Raw genomic sequence first — 16,232 nt, 5'->3', positions numbered from 1 at the left:
CTCCTATCAAGGGGAAGTTTTTTTTTACCTTAAAGAGGATGAGTCAAATTTTCTGATCGTTCAAAATGTTAACGATCTAGAATATGATGTGTTTTTTTTGAACGATTAATTTTAGAGGCGAAGTGGGTTTTGTCGTTTTTTGGCTTTCCAGCATTGGCATAAATCTTGCTTATTAAATAATTGCAGATAACGAATAAGGGGGAGAGATTTAGGTTTAGGGTATTCAAGAACGAATGAAAGTGCTTACTCTAATAGGCTTGGAATGAGGTAAGAGTTATATTACCTGCAATACTTAAATGAATAAATCAGAATGGAAACTGAAAGAGGTGTAATTCAATGGAATTTGAATTTTCCGAAGAACAAATATTAATGCGTCAGACAGTCAGAAGCTTTGCTGAGAAGATGATAAAACCTAGGGCTGCGGAGATAGATGAAACAGATGAATTTCCCAAGGACATATTCAGAGAAGCAGGTAAACTTGGACTGCTCGCGATCAATTACCCAGAAGAATATGGCGGGAGTGGGGCTGATAGTATTTCAACCGTATTGGCAAGCATTGAATTGGGTCGTGTATCCGCTGCCATCGCCAATATTTGTTCCTCAGTAAGACATCATCTTTTTATTCTTAATCACTATGCTACTCCGGAACAAAAGGAAAAGTTCATGCCTGGGATGGCCAGCGGGGAGATTATCGGTTCTTTTGCTTTGACCGAGAGCAACGCCGGGTCAGACGCTACTGGCATTAAAACTACCGCAAAATTAGATGGGGACCATTACATTATTAATGGGAATAAAACCTTCATCACGCTTGGGCCGGTAGCGGACTTCACGATTGTGTTTGCGGTTACAGACCCAACTAAAGGATCGAAGGGTATCACTGCCTTTATCGTTGAAAAAGAAACGCCTGGATTTAGTGTAGGAAAGAAAGAGAAGAAGCTAGGTCAAAAAGGAAATCCAGTTTCAGATTTAATCTTCTCTGATTGCCGGGTACCTAAAAGCAATATGGTAGGGGAAGAGGGACAAGGAATCAAAATAGCTCTTCATTCATTGGACAGTGGTCGAATTGAAGTAGCGGCCCTAGCTGTAGGTCTGATGCAAGCTGCATTAGAGGATAGTGTGGCCTATGCCGAAAATAGGGTTCAGTTCGGTCAGAAGATCAGTAAATTCCAGTTGATTCAAGCAATGATTGCGGAGATGGCAACTGACCTGGATGCAGCCAGCTTGCTTACCTATCGGGCAGCTAAAATTAAAGACAGTGGAAAACCATTCACACGTGAGGCATCGATGGCTAAGTGGTTTGCTACGGAAGCGGTGATGAAGCATACGACGAATGCGATTCAAATTCACGGCGGTTATGGGTATTGTCAGGACTACTCAGTAGAACGTTATTTCCGTGATGCAAAGCTAACGCAAATTTTTGAAGGGACTAATCAAATCCAGCAAATTGTTATTGCTAGGGAGGTCATTAAACAATGGGCGAAATAGAAAGGAAATTAGCAGGGCGAGTAGCGATTGTTACAGGTGGCGGAAGTAATATTGGTACGGCCGTTGCGTGGAGGTTAGCCAGCGAGGGTGCTCAAGTGATTGTAGCAGATATTAATCACGGGGCTGCCGAAACGGTCGCAGCAAGCATTGCGGATGCTGGTTTAAAAGCTGTACCGCATCAAGTCAATGTTGTTTCAAAAAACGAAATTCAAGACATGGTACAGAGAGCAGAGCAACAATTTGGTAAGGTCGATATTCTTGCCAATATCGCTGGTATACTCGGACCCTCTTGTCCCGTAAGTGAGATTACAGAAGAGGATTGGGACAGGGTTTTAGATATTAATCTAAAAGGTACCTTCTTGTGCTGCCAGGCTGTGATAGACGGTATGATTAAGCGAGGGTATGGCCGGATCGTAAACATATCTTCCGTCTCAGGAAAAGAAGGCAACCCGATGTTGGCACCTTACGTGTCATCGAAGGCAGGAGTGATTGCCTTTACGAAATCGTTAGGAAAAGAGATTGCCACAACGGGAGTAACGGTAAACTGCATTTCTCCAACAATGATAGAAGGACCGCTGGTTAAAGAGATGAGTGAAGAGTATTTCCAATCCTTGCTGGCTAAAATTCCCATGGGACGTCTGGGAAGACCAGAAGAGGTAGCTGGAATGCTAAATTACCTTGTTTCTGAAGAGGCAGCTTTTGCCACTGGACAGTGCTATGACTTAAGTGGCGGACGTTCTGTCTATTAAATAGATCTAAAAATGACATTATTAAGGAGTGGATTCAATGAAAGCAGTTGTTAAGACTCGTCCAGAACCAGGGTTTGTAGAAGTAATTGATGTACCGATTCCCAAATTTATGCCAGATGAAGTATTAGTCAAGATCCATTCAACAGGTCTGTGCGGAACTGACATTCTATTACATGATTGGAGATATACGGGGGGGCCGTCCTGTTAATACCCTATCATTCTAGGACATGAAGGAGCCGGGGAAGTAGTAGAGGTAGGAAGTGCTGTAAAACACTTGAAGATTGGGGATCGCGTCGGGATGGAGGCCTTGCTGGGATTGGTCAGTACCACCATTGCCGCAGAGGGTATCCGAATCTGTGCCCTAACAGGAAACATATATATTGATTTTGACGGGACGTTTGCTAAATATATCGCTTTTCCTTCTGTAGACACTAACCTTTTACCAGAAAGTATTTCATACGATCAAGCGGCTTACCTTGAGCCGATTTCCATTGTTGTACATGCTATGGAAAACAATCTGGTCACCGTTGGGGATACAGTTGCGATTGTGGGACCTGGTCCGCTTGGGTTGTTCACGCTTCAGGCTGCCAAGTCTGCCGGAGCGGCAAAAGTGATGGTGGTTGGCTCTCCTTCCGATGAGTACCGTCTGCAAATTGCTAGAGACGGACAGAAGCGGTCTTTGAAGCTGGCGGTACTCCTTCCGCTACAGAACAAGCCATTTTAATGGCCAGTGGTGCAGGGAAGGTACTACTCATGGGATTTGCCAAAGAAGCCCTGGATTAATCCGTTGGTATCCATTGTTCGCCAGAACTTGATGATTAAAGGTGTGGTTGGCAGCGTGCCGGCCCATTATGAGACAGCTAATAGATGGTTAGAAAATAGCTTTGTACGAGTAGAACCGGTAATTACTCATACTTTAGGGTTTGAGGATGCTGTTAAAGGGATTAAATTAGTGAAGAATAAGCAAGCGGGAAAGGTCATGTTCCGCGCTTAACGGCTAAAGTTTGATGCTGAAAGAGTTTTACTAGGGAAATAATCCTAGTAAAACTCCAGCGTCATATACGGATTAAAGCAGTTGCAAATATAAAAATATTAGATCGATATAAACCAAAATATGAAAGAGCAGTAAGGGAGAATATATGCCGATCGGAGTTATAGTAAATGCTTTAGCGGTATTTTTTGGAGGGTTAATTGGCGCTTTTTTAGGAAATAAAGTTCCGGAACGATTGCGTATAGCTTTACCTCTCACTTTTGGGGTTGCATCGATGTCCATGGGTATTGTTTATATTGTAGAAATGAATACACTGCCTGGCGTTATCCTGTCTTTAGTCCTTGGAAGTGTCATTGGAGAATTTATAAAGCTGGAAAAGGGGATTGAATGGTGTGTGAATCACGTACGCGAATCCATCGATAAACTGTTTTCTAATAAGGGGAAGGTCGTAACGCAAGACCAATTTATGGAACAGTTTATTGCTATCCTGGTTTTGTTTTCAGCTAGTGGAACAGGAATATTCGGTGCATTAAAGGAAGGAATAACCGGAGATCATTCCGTATTACTTGCAAAATCCATTCTTGACTTCTTCACTGCAGGAATTTTTGCAACAACACTAGGTTTTATAGTTATGACCATTGCCGTTCCGCAATTTCTGATATTAATCAGTTTATTTTTAACTGCCTCATCCATACTGCCTATGACTACTCCCTTCATGATTGCTGATTTTACTGCTGTTGGTGGGATCATTATGTTGGCGACAGGTCTTCGTATAAGTGGTATAAAAGCTTTTCCCATTGCAAATATGCTGCCCGGATTAATCATTGCTATGCCCATATCGCATCTTTGGACAACCTTTATACACTAGTTTTTTGCAAAATAGGTGTAGCAAGTGAGCATGCCATCTTAGGCAGATGATAAATAAATAACAAAACTTCCGCACACTCTTCTTTCTAAAATGGTTAAAGGCATACAGGTGTTAATTGTGAGGTTTAAAGTTTAGTCCATATTTTTTGAACATTAAGAGGAGGGAATATAGTGATAATATTACGCAAGTCATTAATCTCAGTCATTACTGCTAGTATGGTTTTGATGATGGTTGGCTGCAGCTCGCAAAACAACCCTGCCAATGCTAATCCGGGTGAAGCTGCTAAGGAAACAGTTGACTACCCAACAAAAACAATAACGGGTGTAATTCCATGGGGAGCTGGTGGAGCGACAGATACCATTTCCCGTGCTATTGCACCGATCGCTGAAAAGCAATTGGGACAATCCATTATATTAACAAATAAAGCAGGTGCAACCGGTGCGATTGGTATGGAATATGTCGCCGATAAAAAGTCGGATGGCTACAATCTGTTGTTTACAGCAGAAAATGCGGCTATTTATGGTGTTCTTGGTGTTTCTAAATTAGGATTTCAAGATTTTTATCCGATTAACATCATGGCTAGAGTTATCCCTACGATTGTCGTCTCTGCAGACTCTAAATATCAAACCATGAATGATTTGGTTAAGGATGCATTGGCCAATCCCGGTAAAGTGAAGATGGGTTCTACTGGTCCGGCCGGACAACCTTTCGTTGTCACCACGATGCTTGGCTCGGTAACCAACACCGAATATAATATGGTTCCCTTCGATGGAGAAGGTCCTGCTCTTACTGCATTGCTTGGCGGACATATTGATGTGACGGTTGCAGGGTTCACGGCTGCCTATGAAAATGCAAAAGCAGGTAAAGTGCGCATTCTGTCCGTCATTAACGAAGAAAGAATTGAGCAGTTAAAAGATGTTCCGGCGATTGCCGAAGCGGTTCCGGAAATGGCAAAGTTTCTGCCTTGGGGTCCATTCTATGGCGTTTGGGTAAAAAATGATACACCTGATGATATAAAGAAAGCTTTGGTAGATGCTTTTGCTAAAGCACAGCAGGATCCACAATTCCAAAACTTTTTAAAACAAAGTGGTGCTGTTTCGGTAGGTCTCTCCGGGGATGAAGCCATTAAATACTGGCAAGAATGGCAGTCTACTACGGCTTGGCTGCTGCACGATACCGGAGAAGCGAAAGTCAGTCCGGCAGAGCTGAATATTCCAAAGAAAGAATAGGTGATTTCATGACTGCAGGTAAATTTATTCCTCCATTTTTGATTCTTATAAGTCTTGCAGTTGTAGGGCTGTCGTATACAATAGAAGGCCAAAATGTATTTGACCCTTCAACCGCATCCTTTTTTCCGTTCGTCATTGGTGTAGTGATGGTCATTTGTTCCCTCTTTATCGCCAAAGGAGGGATCGAATCTCCAAAGGACAAACATCAGGAGTCTGCTGGTGAGAAAAAAGAAGATGCCGAAGAAGAAATGGAAATGTACGAAAAAGAGATTATCACTCAAAAAGAAATTAATGTACGTCTGATTTTATTTACGATTTTGGTTATCTTGTTCGCGATCTTGATGAATTATATCAACTTTATGATTGTCTCGTTCTTGTTCCTCATCGGATCGATGCTGATGCTCAGTAAAGAAAAGAAATTTAGAAGTTTTCTTGTATCGGCGATCACTGCGGTAGCGTTTTACTATATTTTCGTTCATGTTTTTCATATTGTGTTTCCTTAGGAAAGGAGGGGTTCGATGTTAGAACAAATATTAATTCCTTTATTAGATATCAAGCTATTATTGCTAATCGCCGCTGGTACCCTGTTTGGCGTTATCAAAGGACTTCTACCAGGCCTTTCCGTTACGATGGCGGTAACCCTGCTCGTCTCCTTAACCTACACTTGGGATACAACGGCTGCCTTGGTCACTATGATTGCCGTTTTCTATGGAGGGGTTTATGGGGGAGCACGGGCAGCAATCCTCGTTAATATACCTGGATCCGCTTCTTCACTTGCAGCTACCTTTGACGGCTATCCCTTAACTAAACGAGGGGAAGCGGGGATGGCTATTGGACTTTCTACGCTGTATGCCGCTATCGGAGGTCTAATTGGTCTTTTAGTGTTATCGATGGCTGCCCCTTTCTTAGGGGAGTTTGCTCTTGGCTTTGCTGCTCGCGATTACTTTTTGATCATGCTTCTCGGCCTTCTTTTAGTTGGAGGTCTGGGCGGGGAATCGATGAGCAAAGCGATTTTTGGAGCAGGAGTAGGGATTACCCTAGGCTTGGTGGGAATGGACTCCCTCACGGGAGTTGAACGATTTACCTTTGGCAATTTGGAATTAAAGAGCGGGATTAACTATATTGCCTGTATGTTAGGTCTGTTTGGTTTATCTGAAGTGTTAATGCAACTGCATAACCTGGGAAAAACGAAAGTCGATGTCGTCATCGGCAAGCTGCTGCCTCCACTGATTTATTTAGTAAAGTTTCTGCCTTTAACACTCCGTACGTCCATAATCGGCGTTATCATTGGAGCGCTGCCTGGAGCAGGGGGAGAGATTTCAACATTAGTAGCTTATGATCACGCCAAAAAGACAGTGAAAAACCCAACTCGTCCTTTTGGTAAGGGAGCTTATGAAGGGTTAATCGCACCGGAAGTAGCAGTAATGGCCACCAATGGGGGCGCAATGATTCCGATGCTGACCTTAGGAATTCCTGGGGATGCCGTGACGGCTGTTCTTATTGGAGCCATGACGATTCACGGATTGAAGCCTGGCCCGATGCTGTTGGTAGAAACACCGGAACTATTTTGGATTGTCGTCGGGGCGGCGATGATTTCGTTAGTTTTCATTCTTATATGGGGATTATCTGCGGTATCCTTCTTTGCCAAAGTTATTTTGATTCCTAAACACATCTTGATGCCGATTATTATTTTCTTTACCGTTATCGGTTCGTATGGGATTAACAACAGTGTAGTGGACGTCTACTGGATGATCGCTTTTGGGGTCATCGGGTACTTTATGAAATTATATAAGTTTCCAACTGGACCGATGGTGTTAGGGATTATTCTCGGTCCGCTTATGGATACCTATTTAAGAAGAGCGATCATCACAGAAGAAGGAAGCGTCGTAGGATTTTTAGCCAGCTTGGTTGCTCATCCGATCAGTTTCGCTTTGACGTTTTTCGTTGTATTTTCTATCATGGCGCAAACATCGGTATATAAAAAAATGAAAGATAAGGCATTTGGTAAGTTCTCGAAAAAAACAACAGATAATGAACAACAAGCAAGTTAGAAAATTATTGTAACTAATAACATATTCATAAAAGAAACAGACGGAGATGTATCATACAAAAGGCTTGGCAATTGCCAAGCCTTTTGTCTTTTTTGGTTTGTTATTTCGTTTACTATCTTTTATTTATTTTAGAATAGACTAAAAATAATAAAAAGGTCAAATCTGCGGTTTTGGGGTTGAAAGCTACTTTCTTGGCCTGAGAGCAGCGGTAGCAGCAATAGAATAACGTAGTATTTATGTTTATTTAAAGAGGCTGACCCTATTTTTTTAGTCAGCCTTTTTTTTTGACCGATAAGCAGATTTTATAAGTTTGGGGGTGCAGAGGACCTATCATTTTTAATAAACAAGAATTCCAGTGGAACCCCGCCGAAACCTTTTTTGTTATTTTACATAATGGACCCCATCGTACCGGTAAGTCAAAGAGTTACTTAAGTTTTAAAGTGAACAAACTATCGTAACGGTATGAGCTTATGGTATTTTATACTAACTGAAAGTTCGGAATCTAGCTTGTGTGCAGTTAATTAAAAGATTAAAATAATTATAAGAAATTTAGTTTATGAAGCAAATTTAATTTGTTTGGAAAAGAACATCAATTGCATCTTCATCGAGGAGATTAATTTATCAACAATAAAATAATGGACTAGGAGCTATTAAGTATGCTTAAAAAACTTAGAATTTCTGCAATTGTCCTTATTTTAGTTTTATTGTCAGCATGTGTACCCCGTTCCAGTGAGGATCGTTCCAAAAGTAGATTAGATCAAGGAATGTCAAGTGATTCACAAATTGAGATTACCTTGTGGGATTATTTTTTTACAGCAGATCGGAGAACCGAAGCATTAGAAACACTTATTTATAACTATCAACGATTTCATCCCAATGTGAAAATTAAGAGGATCACTGTGCCGTTCGGCGACATGGTAAATAAGCTTCTTCTCAGCTCTGCTACGGGAGAATTGCCTGATTTAATCTTGGTAGACAATCCGTACCATCAAATGTTTGCTGCAGCAGGCATGTTGGAGGATATCAGTGAAAGAGTGGAAGTATGGGGCGAGAAGGATCTCTATTTCTCTGAAGCCTGGGCCTCAAACGAATACAAGGGAAAAGTTTATGGGATACCGATGGGCAGCAATAATTTAGCCTTGTACTACAATGCTGATCTGCTTCATGCCGCTGGATTAAAACCACCATCCAACTGGGATGAATTGAAAGATGCTGCAAGAAAGTTGACCAAACCAGGAGTATATGGGTTCCAGGTAACCGCTGTGCACAACGAACAGACAACCTACAGCTTCCTGCCCTTTCTTTGGCAAAGCGGTTCAGATCTCATGAATTTTGACAGTCCAGGTACGGTTGAAGCCGTAAAGCTATGGAAGGAAATGGTGGACAATGGAACGATGTCGAAAGATATTTTACACCAGGATCTGCTTACCACAAACTCACAGTTCGCGTCAGGTCATGTGGCTATGATGGTAAACGGAGGATGGATGATGGAGATTCTGGAAAAAGAAGCGACATTCAAGTGGGGAGTAGTAAATTTGCCCAAAAATAAAAAAGAAGCTACAGTGCTTGGAGGGGAAAATTGGGCTATTACGTCTACCAGTAAACAAAAGGACACAGCATGGGATTTCATCCGATTCTCTCAAGAAGAGGAAAACTTGAAGGAGTTTTTGTTGCTTACCGGTCGTATTCCGGCTAGAAAAGATTTAATTCGAGATCCTGCTTGGCAAAGTGATCCGAACAGGAAGGTGTTTGTGGACAGTATGAATATAACAAAATCGCGTGCCTTCGGTTCAAACTATCCAGAAATTTCCAAGGTAATGCAAGGTATGATCCAGCAGGTAGTGAGGGGATATCTGTCACCCGAGGACGCCGTTAAAGAGGCCGGTAAGAAAATTCGGCTTTTGCTTACCAAAAATTAAAACGCTCTCATATCCTAGCAACCAATAATCATAAGCAACCTGGGGGGGTACTAGAGATGAACATACTCATTGTAGATGATGAACCCATTATACTGAATGGTTTAAAAAGACTAATAGGTGAATGGGAGGGCTTTCGCGTTGTCGGTTGTGCAGATGACGGGGAGACTGCGTTGGAATGGCTGCAGGGTTCGGACGTTCTTCCAGATTTGATATTAACTGATATCTTTATGCAGTATATCGACGGCTTGGATTTAATTGAACAAGTGAACCGGCTCTATCCGGGGGTAAAATGTGTGATTTTATCCGGACATGGCGAGTTTCATCTCGCCCAAAAGGCAATCGATCTCAAAGTAAGCCGATATATCACAAAGCCTGTGGATCCTTCAGAGCTATTCTCTTTTCTTGAGACTATCCGAGCGGAGCTGCAAACAGAGAAAAAACAACGATTGGATTTATTAAAGAGAGAGCAGTTTGTGGCAGATGCCGCTCTTTATGTGCGTGATAAGCTATTATTTGATCTCCTCGAGGGGAGATTGCTTTCGGAGGAAGAGCTGTCGGAGTTTGCAAATTTCTTTCCGTTTTCAGTTAATGAGCCTTTCACACCGGGAGTAGTTCGCTTGCTTGAATCAAAAGCGGATTTAACTGGGCGGAGTGTTCTGCTGAAGACTGTAGCCGTGAAGCAGCTTTTCCTGGAAACCTTTTTAACGAATTCCAGAGGGTTTGTGATGATCAAGGATACAAGAACATTGGTATTCGGAATGCAATTAGACCCAGGTGTCAGGAAAGAGGTAGAGGATTTTTCTATATTGACTGAACATGTGCTGGGGATTCAGATTGCTATGGCGATGGGGGAGACGGAGAAGGGACTGCTTACTCTTCGATCTACCATCACAGACTTATACGAGAAATTGGAGAGTCGGAAGGCAGAAAACTTTATCTATCCATTCGAGCAGGAGAGGAAGCTGCGTCTAGCTTTACGCATGGGTAAACAGAGCTCATTGACGCAGGCTGACGCTGAATTCATGGACTGTCTTTTAAACGGAAATCCAAGTATGGAGTCCATTCTGCAAGGATTATACAAGTTGCTGGAATCGGTCAGTTCCCTGTTTAAAGAAATGGGAGTACCCTGTCCATCTTATCCGCCATTGTCACAGGTTCCTGTTTCTACTGCCGTAGATCGTATGAAAAAGTGGCTGCAAGCTTGCATGGACCAGCAGCAAATGCATAAGTCACAAGACACGGTAGAGGCCATAGATAAAGTGACCATGTATATGCATGAACATTACGGAGATGCTTCACTTTCCTTGCAGCAGTTGGCCGATTTGGTTTCCCTGCACCCGAATCACTTTACTCAGTTGTTTCGCAAAAATACAGGGTTATCCTGCATGCAGTTTTTGGCCCAATTACGCATGGATAAAGCAAAAGAGTTGTTGCATCAATCCGATCTAAAAATTGGTGAGATTGCAGAACGGGTCGGTTATGAGAATCCGCTGTATTTTAGTGCCTATTTCAAAAAATGGGTTGGTCTTAATCCTTCTGAATACAAAGAAAGGTTAAGGACAGATGCTTAAACAGCTATTCCTCAAGCTAAGGAAAAAAATATTCGTAAAGCTGGTCATGTTGATCATTATCCCCAATGTTCTTTTTGTTTTGATTATAAGCCAGTTGACTAATTATCAAATCGAGCAAAATTTAAGGGAGATTGATGCTACTCTTGGCATGATTGGACATGCCACAAGCAGAGAGATCCAAGCGTTATTTAAAGATGTAACAACCATGTCTAATCACATTGTGATAGATACGGAGATTCAGCGTATCCTATCCGGAAATAAAGCGGGTGATGCAGCCCCATGGAAGAAGCGCACTGATACAGATCAAAAGGAAATGGATCCATATGTCAAGTACGATATGATGGGGGCCGTTCTATCCCGATACCGAATGATTTGGAAAGATGTTTACTCCATTGCCGTTGTTAGTCAAGATGGGGATATCTATGTAACCAGTGCCACTTCCTCAGGACCAAGCTATCAGATTAATTCGGTAGATTTATCCCGTTCTTTTTTATTTAAGGAAGTATCTTCTCCTGAACAATCCGGCATGGCTTGGAGAGTGAACGATGCCCTGACTAAAAACCCCGACATGATCACCATGGCCCGTAAAATATACGGGATGTACAACTCTAGGCAAGTTATTGGGTATGTCATTATCAATTTGTCACTGGATGCAGTGAGAAGCTCCTTCGAGGTGTACAATTATTATGAAGATATGATCTTTGGTATGATAAACCAACAGCAAACCACATGGATGACCTATGAAAACAAACAGATAGTGGGAGGTGAAGGGCGTTCCCTCCCGGTTACATTCACTCCACTTCCTGATAGATTTGTTCCACTGAATTGGTATGGACGGACGTGGCGGACTGAGGTAACAAAAATGGATACTGGCGACTATTTAATTGTCGGATTAGATTCCGATTATATTGAACGAAAATCCCTGGAATTTCGCAACCAATTGTATTTGGGATTTACTTTTTTTCTGATATTGGCTTGTTTTATATCCCTCCGAGGAACGAAATTGATATCGGAACGCCTTAGAAAATTGAATAGGGCAATCAAAAGCTTTGGTCAAAAAAAATGGGGAACAAGGATTGAATTAAAAGGAAACGATGAAATCAATGACATAGCCAATACGTTTAATTCTATGGCCATTGAAATTGAAGAATTACTCGACGATGTGAAGAAACAGCAGCAGTTGAAAAGAACATTTGAATTGCGTGTACTTGAATATCAAATTAACCCGCACTTCTTATATAATACATTGGATTCTATTAACTGGCTGGCTTTGGATAGCGGTCAAAAGCAAATCAGCCAAATGGTTAATGGATTATCGAAATTGTTTCGCCTCATTCTCAGTAAAGGAAAAGAAATGATTACACTGGAAGAAGAATTTGAGATGACCAGTATTTATTTGGACATTCAAAAAATCCGATTTGGCAAACGATTTGAATACGATCTTATTCTTGAACCGGAAATCGCATCTTATCCTATTGCAAAGCTGATACTTCAGCCTATTGTGGAAAATGCAATCGTTCATGGCGTTAGGCGATTGCGAAGTCCGGGTAAGATTGTGCTTACAGGAAGAAGAATAGGCGATAGCGTGATTTTGGAGATATCGGATAATGGAGTCGGCATGTCTCCTGAAAAATTAAAAAGGCAAGTGGATTTGCTGAATGCGGATGTGCTGGAGAATGAGATGATCCCGCACTCGGGATATGGAATGAAGAATGTGGATTCCCGGTTAAAGCTTTTGTACGCTAAGGAATACAAGATGCTGATCCAATCTAGTCAGGAACAGCCATCAGGAACAAGTATTCAAATCCAAATCAAACAGGATGCCATGTTGAGAAACTTAGGGCATGAAAAAGAATAATCGACGATTTGAGCCTGAACTTATCGATAAAGTTCAGGTTTTTCATGTTTTCTCTATAACCATTCTTAAGATTCTATATATCGGAGTCTTAGTTTTCTACATTCTCAATAGAGTGTATTTACTTTATCCTTATACATGTAAACGATTTCAAAAACAAAAATTTAAATAAAAATGAAAATAGGGGGAGGTCAAAACATTATGTTAAATATTCGTAAAGCCATCATATCCGTAATCGCTTCCAGTATGCTTCTTTTGGCTGGATGCAGTACTCAAACAAGTGATTCTCAAGCAAACGCTTCCGGGGAAGAGAATTTTCCGGTGAAATCTCTCACCGGCGTTATCCAATGGGGTGCAGGTGGGAGCTTGGATACCATGTCCCGTGCCATTGGTCCATTAGTTGAAAAACATCTGGGCCAATCCCTTGTTCTAACCAATAAACCAGGAGCAACCGGCGCTATTGCCGTTTCCTATGTAAATGATAAAAAATCGGATGGATACAATTTATTATTTGCAGCAGAAAACCCAGCGCTTTATGGTGTGTTGGATATTTCCGATGTTGACTTTAAAGATTTTTATCCTGTAAGTATTTTAGCTAGGGGTGTAGCAGCCGTTGTTGTTCCAACAGATTCTAAGTATCAAACACTAGATGATTTAATCAAAGACGCAACCGCAAACCCTGGCAAAGTGAAAATGGGATCCACTGGTCCTGGAGGATTGCCTTTTACAGTCACCACCATGTTAGGTACCGTAACAAACACCGAATACAATATGGTGCCATTTGATGGAGACGGTCCTGCTTTAACCGCTCTACTAGGAAATCATCTTGATGCAAGCGTAATTGCCTTGCCTGCGGCTGTAGAAAATGCGAAAGGGGGTAAATTACGCATCCTGACCGTGTTCAACGATGAAAGAATTGAGGAAGTGAAGGATGTTCAAGCTGTTCCAGAAATCCTTCCTGAAATGAAGAAATTCTTGCCCTGGGGTCCATTCTATGGTGTTTGGGTGAAAAAAGATACGCCCGACAATGTAAAGAAAGTATTAGTTGACGCCTTCGCTAAAGCTCAACAAGAACCAGAATTCCAGGAGTTTTTGAAACAAAGGGGAGCAGTTTCCGTAGGTGTTTACGGTGATGAAGCCATCAAGTATTGGCAGGATTGGCAGTCCACGACGGCTTGGCTGTTGCAAGATGCCGGAGCAGCGAAAGTGAGTCCAGAAGAATTAAAGATACCAAAGAAGGAATAGGTGATGAGATGACTGCGGGCAAAATTATTTCTCCTTTACTGATTATCATAAGTCTTGCGGTTGTAGTGCTGTCGTATACGATCGAGGATCAGAATGTATTTGACCCTTCATCGGCTTCCTTTTTCCCATTCGTGATCGGTGTGGTCATGGTAATTTGCTCCATCTTCATTGCTAGAGGCGGGATTCAATCTCCCGCTTCTGCTCCTGAAAAGGGCAAGGATGTTGGAGGGGAAAAAGAGGAAGCAGAAGAAGAAATGGAACTGTACGAAAAAGAGATTATCACCCAAAAAGAAATCAATGTACGTCTGATTTTATTTACGATCCTGGTCATTTTGTTCGCCGTGCTCATGAATTATGCCAATTTTATGATCATTTCTTTCTTGTTTCTCATGGGATCGATGCTGTTGCTCAGTAAAGAAAAGAAGTTTAGAAGCTTTCTCGTATCGGCGATTACCTCGATGGCCTTTTACTATATTTTCGTTCATGTTTTCCATATTGTATTTCCATAGGAAAGGAGGAGTTCGATGTTAGATCAATTATTAGTCCCTTTATTAGATATCAAGCTGTTATTGCTGATCGCCGCTGGTACGCTGTTTGGAGTCATCAAAGGACTCCTGCCTGGCCTTTCCGTCACGATGGCGGTAACCCTGCTCGTTTCCCTAACCTACACCTGGGACACCACAGCTGCCTTGGTCACGATGATAGCCGTGTTTTATGGAGGCGTTTACGGTGGAGCGCGGGCAGCTATCCTTGTTAATATTCCCGGCTCCGCTTCTTCCCTGGCGGCCACCTTTGACGGATATCCCTTGACTAAACGAGGGGAAGCGGGGATGGCGATCGGGCTTTCCACCCTGTATGCCGCTATCGGAGGTCTGATTGGACTCTTGGCCTTATCGATGGCTGCCCCTTACTTAGGGGAATTCGCCCTAGGATTTGCCGCTCGCGATTACTTTTTGATCATGCTTCTCGGCCTGCTCTTAGTCGGAGGTCTGGGTGGGGAGTCGATGAGCAAAGCGATTTTTGGAGCTGGAGTAGGGATTACTCTGGGATTGGTGGGAATGGACTCCCTCACCGGGGTTGAACGATTTACCTTCGGTAATTTGGAATTAAAGAGCGGAATTAACTATATTGCTTGTATGTTAGGTCTGTTTGGTTTATCGGAAGTATTAATACAATTGCATAACCTGGGAAAAACGAAAGTGGATGTGGTCATCGGTAAACTGCTTCCTCCACTGATTTATTTAGTGAAGTTTTTGCCTTTAACACTCCGTACCTCCCTTATCGGTGTCATCATTGGGGCACTTCCTGGTGCAGGGGGAGAAATTTCTACCTTGGTCGCTTATGATCACGCTAAAAAGACAGTGAAAAACCCAACCCGCCCTTTTGGGAAGGGAGCCTATGAAGGATTAATCGCACCGGAAGTGGCAGTTATGTCCACCAATGGGGGCGCGATGATTCCGATGCTGACCCTAGGGATTCCCGGGGATGCCGTAACGGCGGTGCTCATTGGAGCCATGACGATTCATGGATTAAAGCCAGGTCCGATGCTCTTAGTGGAAACACCGGAACTATTCTGGGTCGTCGTTGGTGCGGCGATGATTTCTTTGGTGTTCATTTTGATCTGGGGATTATCTGCGGTTTCCTTTTTTGCCAAAGTTATCTTGATTCCTAAACACATCCTGATGCCGATCATTATTTTCTTTACCGTTATCGGTTCGTATGGGATTAACAACAGCGTGGTAGACGTCTATTGGATGATCGCCTTTGGAGTCATCGGGTACTTTATGAAATTGTATAAGTTTCCGACGGGACCTATGGTACTCGGGATTATTCTCGGTCCGCTGATGGACACCTATTTAAGAAGAGCGATTATTACCGAAGAAGGAAGCGTCGTAGGATTTTTAACCAGCTTAGTGGCTTATCCAATCAGTTTTGCTTTGACGTTCTTCGTGGTATTTTCCATCGTAGCTCAAACGTCGTTTTATAAGCAGTTAAAAGATAAAGCCTTCGGTAAATTTTCAAATAAAGCAACTGATGAACAACAAGCAAGTTAACCATTTCGCACTTGTGCAAGAACCACAAAATGGTGATGAATTCCGCGACTGCTTTGTCGCTTTAGATATCACATTATCTGATAAGGATAAGCAATGGGTTAATCAAGAAGAGAAAAAGCAAATAGAAGTACATTCCTAAAACTCATAGATTCTATGAGTTTTATTCGTTTTATTAATACGAAAAACGGAGATATATTAGGATGAAAATAAACTAC

The 16,232-nt window shown here is 42.2% G+C and carries 16 protein-coding genes; all 16 read left to right on the top strand.

The window, feature by feature from the left end; all coding sequences use genetic code 11:
* Positions 1–336 precede the first annotated feature (336 nt).
* Positions 337–1,485 (top strand): acyl-CoA dehydrogenase family protein, encoded by a 1,149-nt coding sequence (locus tag ABLT31_RS30210; protein ID WP_367758694.1) that lies wholly within the window; start codon positions 337–339, stop codon positions 1,483–1,485.
* Positions 1,473–2,234, top strand: coding sequence for an SDR family NAD(P)-dependent oxidoreductase (locus ABLT31_RS30205; RefSeq protein ID WP_367758691.1), 762 nt, complete (start codon positions 1,473–1,475; stop codon positions 2,232–2,234). The genes ABLT31_RS30210 and ABLT31_RS30205 overlap by 13 nt, the downstream gene beginning before the upstream one ends.
* 37 nt (positions 2,235–2,271) lie before the next feature.
* A complete protein-coding gene (locus tag ABLT31_RS30200) occupies positions 2,272–2,442 on the top strand; it encodes a hypothetical protein (RefSeq protein ID WP_367758689.1) in 171 nt (56 codons plus the stop codon).
* A 6-nt stretch (positions 2,443–2,448) separates the two neighbouring features.
* Positions 2,449–2,958 carry an alcohol dehydrogenase catalytic domain-containing protein gene (locus ABLT31_RS30195; protein ID WP_367758761.1) on the top strand — a complete coding sequence of 170 codons (510 nt, stop codon included), beginning with the start codon at positions 2,449–2,451 and terminating at the stop codon, positions 2,956–2,958.
* A 36-nt stretch (positions 2,959–2,994) separates the two neighbouring features.
* Positions 2,995–3,228: a hypothetical protein gene (locus tag ABLT31_RS30190; RefSeq protein WP_367758687.1), complete on the top strand. Its 234-nt coding sequence runs from the start codon at positions 2,995–2,997 to the stop codon at positions 3,226–3,228.
* Between the two features lie 145 nt (positions 3,229–3,373).
* Complete coding sequence (locus ABLT31_RS30185) at positions 3,374–4,093, top strand: DUF554 domain-containing protein (RefSeq protein WP_367758685.1); 720 nt, start codon at positions 3,374–3,376, stop codon at positions 4,091–4,093.
* A 170-nt stretch (positions 4,094–4,263) separates the two neighbouring features.
* Positions 4,264–5,322, top strand: coding sequence for a tripartite tricarboxylate transporter substrate binding protein (locus ABLT31_RS30180; RefSeq protein ID WP_367758683.1), 1,059 nt, complete (start codon positions 4,264–4,266; stop codon positions 5,320–5,322).
* Entirely contained in the window at positions 5,235–5,825 is a 591-nt protein-coding gene (locus ABLT31_RS30175; protein WP_367758681.1) for a tripartite tricarboxylate transporter TctB family protein, read from the top strand. Before ABLT31_RS30180 ends, ABLT31_RS30175 begins: the two co-directional genes overlap by 88 nt.
* A gap of 15 nt (positions 5,826–5,840) precedes the next feature.
* The gene (locus ABLT31_RS30170; RefSeq protein WP_367758679.1) at positions 5,841–7,373 is read left to right on the top strand and encodes a tripartite tricarboxylate transporter permease; all 1,533 of its coding nucleotides are present in this window, start codon (positions 5,841–5,843) and stop codon (positions 7,371–7,373) included.
* A 656-nt stretch (positions 7,374–8,029) separates the two neighbouring features.
* Positions 8,030–9,292 (top strand): ABC transporter substrate-binding protein, encoded by a 1,263-nt coding sequence (locus ABLT31_RS30165; RefSeq protein WP_367758676.1) that lies wholly within the window; start codon positions 8,030–8,032, stop codon positions 9,290–9,292.
* Positions 9,293–9,348: 56 nt separating this feature from the next.
* Positions 9,349–10,863 (top strand): response regulator transcription factor, encoded by a 1,515-nt coding sequence (locus ABLT31_RS30160; RefSeq protein ID WP_367758674.1) that lies wholly within the window; start codon positions 9,349–9,351, stop codon positions 10,861–10,863.
* A complete protein-coding gene (locus ABLT31_RS30155) occupies positions 10,856–12,721 on the top strand; it encodes a sensor histidine kinase (RefSeq protein WP_367758672.1) in 1,866 nt (621 codons plus the stop codon). The genes ABLT31_RS30160 and ABLT31_RS30155 overlap by 8 nt, the downstream gene beginning before the upstream one ends.
* Before the next feature lie 198 nt (positions 12,722–12,919).
* Positions 12,920–13,963, top strand: a complete 1,044-nt coding sequence (locus ABLT31_RS30150) for a Bug family tripartite tricarboxylate transporter substrate binding protein (protein WP_367758670.1) — start codon at positions 12,920–12,922, stop codon at positions 13,961–13,963.
* Positions 13,894–14,472: a tripartite tricarboxylate transporter TctB family protein gene (locus tag ABLT31_RS30145; RefSeq protein ID WP_367758668.1), complete on the top strand. Its 579-nt coding sequence runs from the start codon at positions 13,894–13,896 to the stop codon at positions 14,470–14,472. The genes ABLT31_RS30150 and ABLT31_RS30145 overlap by 70 nt, the downstream gene beginning before the upstream one ends.
* A gap of 15 nt (positions 14,473–14,487) precedes the next feature.
* Positions 14,488–16,017 (top strand): tripartite tricarboxylate transporter permease, encoded by a 1,530-nt coding sequence (locus tag ABLT31_RS30140; RefSeq protein WP_367758666.1) that lies wholly within the window; start codon positions 14,488–14,490, stop codon positions 16,015–16,017.
* The gene (locus tag ABLT31_RS30135; protein WP_367758664.1) at positions 15,998–16,156 is read left to right on the top strand and encodes a hypothetical protein; all 159 of its coding nucleotides are present in this window, start codon (positions 15,998–16,000) and stop codon (positions 16,154–16,156) included. The genes ABLT31_RS30140 and ABLT31_RS30135 overlap by 20 nt, the downstream gene beginning before the upstream one ends.
* Positions 16,157–16,232: the final 76 nt, after the last annotated feature.

The organism is Ammoniphilus soli (assembly GCF_040813775.1).
The sequence above is the reverse complement of the archived record's forward strand: the minus strand, read 5'-3'. Positions and strand labels throughout refer to the sequence as shown.